Here is a 6,152-nt window from a genome sequence, read left to right on the forward strand (position 1 = left end):
GTTCAAACCAATCATACGAGAAAGGAACTCCTTTTTCTAATGTTTAAAGAAATAAATTTAAGGAATCATTCATCCTTACACAAACTATTTTACAGTCTCACAGCTTGCTTATTCATCAACTCCTTTATTAATACAATAATATAATGTTAACAAAAGATTAAAAAAATTGCAAAAAGACAAAATAAAAACCAGATGTTAAATCTGGTTTTTCGTTCATTAAGCACCTGCAATTTTTGTTTTATTCAATAGCAATGAACTAGTTACAACTGAAACTGAACTGAAGGCCATAGCAAGTCCTGCTAGTTCTGGGCTAAGAGTTAAACCTAATCCCATAAACAGGCCGGCAGCAATAGGAATACCAATAGTGTTGTAAATCAGGGCCCAGAACAGATTTAATTTAATTCTATTGAAAGTCTTCTTAGAAATCTCTAGTGCCTTCACAACGCCCATTAAATCGTTTTGGACGAGGACGATACCACCTGATTCAATTGCGATATCTGTCCCTGATCCCATAGCAATACCAACATTAGCCGTAGACAAAGCAGGAGCATCATTGATCCCATCACCAACAAATGCTACTTTATTGCCTTCATCCTGCAATTTCTTAATCTCAGCAGCTTTTTCGGTTGGCAAAACGCCTGCTATAACTTGATCAATACCAACTTCGCGCCCAATAGCTTCGGCAACATTTTGATTGTCACCGGTAAGCATCACCGTCTTTAAACCACGCTTTTTAAGTTCCGCAATTGCTTGCTTAGAACTTGCTTTAGGTACATCTTGAATGGCAATTAAGCCAATGATGTCATTACCTAGGCCAACATAGACTACAGTTTTTGCTTCTTTTTGAAGTTGGAGAGCCTGATCTTTCATTTCCTGGGAAATAGAAATATCTTCTAATAAACGATCGCTACCAACAAAAGCTTCTTGATTATCATAGTTAGCCTTAACCCCGCGGCCTTCGATAGCCGCAAAGTTTTTGACAGGCTTAATTGTAATATTGGCTTCTTGTGCTGTTTTAACTACGGCAGTTGCTAGTGGGTGTTCGGAATTTTCTTCTAAGCTAGCTGCAATAGCTAAAACTTTGTTTTTATCGCCTACAACATTAGTAACTTGCGGTTTACCAACAGTAATCGTACCAGTTTTGTCGAAAACAACGGTATTAATGTCACTGACTTCTTGAAGTACTTCACCATTTTTAATCAAAACACCCATCTTGGCACTACGAGCAGTACCAACCATTAAAGCGGTTGGAGTGGCTAACCCAAGAGCACAAGGACAAGCAATAACAACTACGGAAACAGCGAAGAGCATCGCACTAATTAACGTTGCACCTAAGAAGATGTACCAGATAACGAAAGTAAGGATAGCAATAATCAAAACGGCTGGTGTGAAAATATTAGAGATCTTGTCGGTCAAATTTTGAATTGGAGCATGACTGGTTTGGGCTTTTTTAACTAAATCAACAATCTGAGATAGCATGGTCTCGCTACCAACCTTAGTTGCTTTAAAGGTAAAAGTACCATTGGTGTTGATCGTTGAACCAACAACATCGTCACCCTTTTTCTTAGTAACTGGCATACTTTCACCAGTAACCATTGATTCATCAAGAGTTGATGATCCATTAACAATTACACCATCGACAGGAACCTTTTCACCTGGCTTAACGCGGATGATATCGCCAACCTTGACTTGGTCAAGAGGTACCTTAACAAACTCGCCATTGCGCTCAACTTCAGCGTCTTTAGCTTGAAGGTCAATCAATTTAGCTAAGGCATTTGAAGCGTTATTATGCATCTTTTCTTCCAGGGCATCCCCGAGTAAAACGAAGACGGTTACGTAAGCAGCAGTTTCAAAATAAACTTCACGGCCAGTAAACATGGCGAAGATACTGTAGAAGTATGCTATTGAAGTACCAACGGCTATCAGCGTGTTCATGTTAGCGTTATGGTGCTTAAAAGCGGACCAAGCACTGCTCCAATAAGGCGCAGCAGAAATTGCCATTATGATTGTAGTCGTGATAAAGGCGATCCAATTATAGCCCGGCATCATCCAGTGAAATGGCGTGGCAAACATCTGGATTAGCATTGGAATTGCTAAAATAAATGAAATCCAGAAGCGCTTAATATTTGAGAGCTTCATTATTTAACAACAACCTTTCCGCGGAACATATCCATTCCACAAGCGTAGGTGTAAGTACCTGGCTTGTCAGTTGGAATGTCAATCGTAACTTCTTTTTTACCATCTAATTTTTGGTCAAAATTTAAATCTTTAGAGACTACTTCATTCATGCAGCCCATATTATCTGATGGAATAAACTTTAATTGAGCTGGTTTACCTTGCTTGAAAGTAACTGTGTTTGGTTTATAACCATGATTTTCTGCATTAACAACAACTTTTTTAGTTTGATTCTTTGAAAAAATACTCATTATTTAACAACAACCTTTCCATGAAACATATCCATACCACAAGCAAAGTTATAAGTGCCTTTCTTGTCAGTGGGAATATCAATAGTAGTAATTTTTTGCTTAGTTAAATCTTTATCAACACCAAGTTGTTCAAAAACAACGTGAGACAAACATGCTGTTGAATCATTCATATCGAAGTTAACCTTTGCAGGAACTCCTTGTTTTAAAACAACGGTAGAAGGGGAATAGCCGCCTTTAACAACGATATTTGCTTCTTGAACGCCTTGATCAACACTGGCAGTACCAACGGCTTCTTGATGTTTGCCGAAGAACCACCAGAGGATAAAGCCGATTAAGACAACCGCTACAATCAGCGTGATGATTTGAGCTATAGTCATTTTTAACTTCTCCTTTTAGCACATCTTTTCATTGCCTGGTAGGCAATTGCATGGCACCATGTAAGGCGCATCTTTTTCTTTAGTAGCAATAATTTCTTTTATTTTAGATAAATCACTCTTTGAAATAGGTGAGTTGGCGATTAACTGTAATAGAACTTCGCCTTTGTGCATGTCGCACATGCGATTTAGTAGTTCTTCTGCAGCTTCAGTCATCACTTGGGTTTGGTTAACGTTAGCAGAGTAGATAAAATGCCGGCCTTCTTTTGTGGTGGTAAGCAGTTCTTTTTTAACCAAGCGCCGCAGCAAAGTTTTAATTGTTGATTCGGACCAGTTCTTTTTTGCTCGCAATTCTTGAATTATTTTGGTAGAACTGACGGGCTCGAGTGTCCAAATAATGCGCATGACTTCCCACTCACTATCAGAAATCGTGCTTTTATTTTCTTGAAGTTTAACCATTTTCTCCTCCTTTAGTTTACAAATGTAAATATACACTTTAAATTTACATTTGTAAACTTTAATGCAATAAAAAAAGAAAGATTGTCAAAATCTTTCCAAATTAATGAATAAATAAGCTGATTATTAATAATACAAACGCGATCCAAACGGCATCAATTAAATATACTAAAATCTTAATCCAAATCTTCTTATATAACTGTCCAGTTTCAAAAAGAAAATACAATGCCACTCCAGCTAGAATTACTGCAACGGTAGTTGCGGAACTATTATGAATATTTAAATAAAAGAAAATTCCTGCGATTGCCGAGGTGATTAAGGTACCGATAATCCAAAGTGCTTTTTTGCTTAATTTCATAATGTTTTCTCCTCGTGTTATAAATTTATTGCTGTGATTAAAAAATAGCTAATTGTAAAATATTGTATTAAAAAATTAGATTCAGTATAATAATACTTGTAAGATATATGTTCAAATATCTGAATGAGCGGTCGGCTCATGGTCAATCTGATATTTCATGTAGGACGTAAGGGCCTATTGGTTGCGAGAACCGGAACTAAACTCGATATATGTAGGACGTAAGGGCCTATTGGTGGCAGACACCGAAACTAAACCGACCATATATGAGTTCGCAAATTTTTTGTGAACTCATTTTTTTTGGAGGAATTATGAAAAATGTAAAGGGATATAAAAGATTAAATTATAAAGAGCATTTAAGACTAAATCGTTATTATGGTGCAATACATAATGCAGCTTACTTTTTTAATAAATATTTTGTTAACCAAAATGTGATCTATTATACCGATAATCTTTGCCTAAAAGTAAAAGCTAGGAAATCAAATTTCATGCATTTATGTGGCATAAAATATGAAAAAGGAGCTGCTTCTTTTTTTACGGATGCACTAAATAAGAACATTGATGAGAACAGTATTTATATAAAAAAAGATGGGACAACTTTTCAAAAGTTGCAAGTTTTACCGCAATTTAAAGAGCTGATTGGTAAAAATGTTAGAGTAACACGTGGTTATAAATATCTACTACTGTCTTTTGATTATGCATTAAGAACTAATAAAGAAATATTAGCTTTAACACTAATAGATCGTATTAACTCTGATGTGATTCCGCAATCGCTTTTAAATTTACATTCAATGAAAAAGTTTAGTAAAGGCAAAAAAGTTATTAAGATTGAGTTTAAATCTCGATAAAACAGTCAATTTTAATAATTTACTCCCATAACTCTGTTTCATGTGAAACTTAATATAGTTATCATACCAAAAAAGACGGATAACCAATAATAGTTAACCGTCTTTTCATTTTTCTATAAATTCGTTACCAAGAAGAATATGATAAATACTACAAACAGGATATACATCATTGGCGTTACTTCCTTGTAGCGCTTAGAAGCAATCATCGTAATAGGGTAAGCAATCAAGCCTAATGCTAAACCATCAGAAATACTGTAAGTAAGTGGCATCCCAACAACTGTCAAGAATGCAGGAACGGCAATTTCAAATTTATCCCAATCGATTTTCTTTAAATTGCTTGCCATTAACACACCAACAATAATCAAGGCAGGTGCTGTAACTGTAGTTGGAATAACCTGAAGAAGCGGACTGAAAATCATACTGATCAAGAAGAAGATACCAACAAAAATAGCAGTTAAACCAGTACGACCACCCATAGCGATGCCGGCACTTGATTCTACAGAAGTACCAAGTGGAGCGGTACCGAAGACAGCACCTTCAACCATGGCAGTTGAATCGGCTAAGAACGCACGACCGATCCGTGGAATCTTACCATTTTTATCAACCATACCAGCTTGTTCAGTCATTCCGATTAAAGTGCCAGCAGTATCAAAGAAAGTTACCAATAAGAAGGTCAAAACAACCATCCAAAGCTGAGCTGTATTGATGTCTTTAATATGGAAAACTGCTTGACCAAAAGTAGGCGCGATACTTGGTGCACCTGAAATAATACCGTGTGGCAATGAAATTTGACCAATGATCATACCAAAAATGGCAGTCACGATCATTCCGATAAAGATTGAGCCAGGAACATTCAATGCCATCAAGACTACAGTTAGGACTAAACCGAATAAAGTGATCCATACAGCAGGATTACTGAATTTACCTAACGCAACTAAAGTTGAATCGCTGTTAACGATAATTTGGCCATTTTTTAAACCGATAAAGGCGATGAACAAGCCGATACCAGCAGAAATTGCGTATTTCATGTCTTGAGGAATGGCATCAACTACGATTTCACGCAATTTGAAAATCGTAATCAAAATGAATAAAACAGAAGCTACAAGAACGGCAGCTAATGCAGTTTCCCAAGAAATCTTCATCCCTACACAAACGTTGTAGGCAAAGAAAGCACCACTACCCAATGTTGGTGCTAAAGCAATAGGATAGTTGGCGATTAAACCCATCAAGAAGCACCCTACTGCAGTCGCAACTGCAGTAACAGTGAAGGCTGCACCCTTAGGAATACCAGCCGCATTTAAGATATTTGGGTTAACAAACAAGATGTAAGAGAGGCTGACAAACGTAGTTAATGCGGCAATTAATTCGCGTTTAACGTTAGTGTTAGCTTCTTCTAAATGAAAGACTTTATTTAAAAAATCCATTGCGCCTCCAAAATAAAAACAAAAAGAAAAAAGACATAGCTTACCCAAAGTCATGGGTAAAAGATGTCCTTAATAAAATTATGACGTCTGATACCTATAGTCCTGAATTTATGGCTCAGGGTAGATACTGTCGACCTTATTTCGACGATATATAGATAACTTGATTGTTAAGTATTCTAGCAGAAATACGTGGCCTACGCAAATTTCCTGGGAAACAAAACATACTAATCTAGTGTTGGATGATTACTCGACGGAGTAGTCGTTCAACA

Annotated in this window: 7 protein-coding genes and 1 riboswitch; of the genes, 1 reads left to right on the forward strand and 6 read right to left on the reverse strand. The window is 36.6% G+C overall.

The annotated features are described in order from the left end of the window. Window positions 1-216 precede the first annotated feature (216 nt). The 5 genes from CP357_RS09320 to CP357_RS09340 all read right to left on the reverse strand — a co-directional run bounded on the left by CP357_RS09320 (window position 217) and on the right by CP357_RS09340 (window position 3,614). On the reverse strand, window positions 217-2,139 hold the full coding sequence (locus CP357_RS09320) for a copper-translocating P-type ATPase (protein WP_098037155.1): 1,923 nt from the start codon (window positions 2,137-2,139) through the stop codon (window positions 217-219). After that, complete coding sequence (locus CP357_RS09325; protein WP_005724722.1) at window positions 2,139-2,426, reverse strand: cupredoxin domain-containing protein; 288 nt, start codon at window positions 2,424-2,426, stop codon at window positions 2,139-2,141. Before CP357_RS09325 ends, CP357_RS09320 begins: the two co-directional genes overlap by 1 nt. After that, window positions 2,426-2,803 carry a cupredoxin domain-containing protein gene (locus CP357_RS09330; protein WP_056945594.1) on the reverse strand — a complete coding sequence of 126 codons (378 nt, stop codon included), beginning with the start codon at window positions 2,801-2,803 and terminating at the stop codon, window positions 2,426-2,428. Before CP357_RS09330 ends, CP357_RS09325 begins: the two co-directional genes overlap by 1 nt. Window positions 2,804-2,818: 15 nt before the next feature. Further along, window positions 2,819-3,259: a CopY/TcrY family copper transport repressor gene (locus CP357_RS09335; RefSeq protein ID WP_098037156.1), complete on the reverse strand. Its 441-nt coding sequence runs from the start codon at window positions 3,257-3,259 to the stop codon at window positions 2,819-2,821. A gap of 100 nt (window positions 3,260-3,359) precedes the next feature. Then, window positions 3,360-3,614, reverse strand: a complete 255-nt coding sequence (locus CP357_RS09340; RefSeq protein ID WP_098037157.1) for a hypothetical protein — start codon at window positions 3,612-3,614, stop codon at window positions 3,360-3,362. A gap of 308 nt (window positions 3,615-3,922) precedes the next feature. On the opposite strand from CP357_RS09340, the gene CP357_RS09345 reads away from it, so the two are divergent. Next, window positions 3,923-4,459: a PBECR4 domain-containing protein gene (locus CP357_RS09345; protein WP_098037158.1), complete on the forward strand. Its 537-nt coding sequence runs from the start codon at window positions 3,923-3,925 to the stop codon at window positions 4,457-4,459. Between the two features lie 113 nt (window positions 4,460-4,572). Here CP357_RS09345 and CP357_RS09350 read toward each other — a convergent pair whose 3' ends face one another. Then, window positions 4,573-5,883 (reverse strand): NCS2 family permease, encoded by a 1,311-nt coding sequence (locus tag CP357_RS09350; protein WP_098037159.1) that lies wholly within the window; start codon window positions 5,881-5,883, stop codon window positions 4,573-4,575. 77 nt (window positions 5,884-5,960) lie between these two features. Beyond that, a riboswitch (purine riboswitch) is annotated at window positions 5,961-6,058 on the reverse strand. Between the last annotated feature and the right edge of the window lie 94 nt (window positions 6,059-6,152).

It is taken from the genome of Lactobacillus sp. UMNPBX6, assembly GCF_002553975.1.
GTDB lineage: Bacteria > Bacillota > Bacilli > Lactobacillales > Lactobacillaceae > Lactobacillus > Lactobacillus gallinarum.

Bases quoted from the DNA above. Each gene is read 5' to 3' on its own strand.
- CP357_RS09330 (WP_056945594.1), bottom strand. From the start codon at position 2,803: ATGACTATAGCTCAAATCATCACGCTGATTGTAGCGGTTGTCTTAATC.
- CP357_RS09345 (WP_098037158.1), top strand. From the start codon at position 3,923: ATGAAAAATGTAAAGGGATATAAAAGATTAAATTATAAAGAGCATTTA.
- CP357_RS09335 (WP_098037156.1), bottom strand. From the start codon at position 3,259: ATGGTTAAACTTCAAGAAAATAAAAGCACGATTTCTGATAGTGAGTGG.
- CP357_RS09325 (WP_005724722.1), bottom strand. From the start codon at position 2,426: ATGAGTATTTTTTCAAAGAATCAAACTAAAAAAGTTGTTGTTAATGCA.
- CP357_RS09350 (WP_098037159.1), bottom strand. From the start codon at position 5,883: ATGGATTTTTTAAATAAAGTCTTTCATTTAGAAGAAGCTAACACTAAC.
- CP357_RS09340 (WP_098037157.1), bottom strand. From the start codon at position 3,614: ATGAAATTAAGCAAAAAAGCACTTTGGATTATCGGTACCTTAATCACC.
- CP357_RS09320 (WP_098037155.1), bottom strand. From the start codon at position 2,139: ATGAAGCTCTCAAATATTAAGCGCTTCTGGATTTCATTTATTTTAGCA.